This is a genomic window from Rhizobium sp. BR 317, from assembly GCF_047445835.1.
Lineage (GTDB): Bacteria > Pseudomonadota > Alphaproteobacteria > Rhizobiales > Rhizobiaceae > Rhizobium > Rhizobium paranaense.
The window spans coordinates 1-649 of the sequence record NZ_JARWLB010000198.1 but is presented as its reverse complement, the minus strand read 5'-3'; the positions used below and the strand labels follow the sequence as shown (position 1 = coordinate 649).

Below are 649 nucleotides of genomic sequence, written 5' to 3'. Positions count from 1 at the left end.
ACTGATTCTCGTTCCGAAGGCGACGACGCCGGACGAAGCCATGGCGACCGTCCGGCAGTATGTCGGCCAGGCAGTGGTGCGTGTCGGCCTGACACAGTTTCCGGCGGGCGTCGGCGTCAAGGATGCTTCCGATCTGAAGCCCGATCTGATCGACGCCTGCGAGAACCTTCGCAAGGGGACGGCGATGTTCTCAAAAGTCCTGAGGATCGTTGCCAAGTGGTACGGCAATCCGAAGGGCGACGATGTCTTCCMGCAGATATTCGAGGATGCCATCTATGCCTGGAAGACCGGCGAGTTMGAGGGCGTGAGCGTATTCCAGGCGGAGGATCCGGGGAAAAGCGTGACGATAGACAATGTATTGGCTCCAGAGGAGGCCGAGGAGGGCAGCGACATACCTCCTGCGGATACAAGCACTGAAAGCGCCGAGAAAAGCKAGAACGTTGGATCAGCTGAGATGCGGATCGACCTGTCGACKATCGGAGGAAAATGATMTCCTTGGGAAGGCGACTATGCTTCCGGAAGCGAATAGCGCGTGAGAACCGCGTCCTCTCCGTCGAGGGTCACTTCGATGACTGCGTYGACCATATCCTGCGCGCCTGCCAGATCCTGCAGTATGAGGGCAAACAATTCTCGTTGCAGCACAGGCAGT

General features: G+C 58.3%; 1 protein-coding gene. It reads left to right on the top strand.

Annotation, left to right across the window (positions count from 1 at the left end; genetic code table 11):
- The coding region (locus QD357_RS32770; protein WP_414126159.1) for a conjugal transfer protein TraH at window positions 1–490 on the top strand (490 nt) is incomplete at its 5' end.
- Between the last annotated feature and the right edge of the window lie 159 nt (window positions 491–649).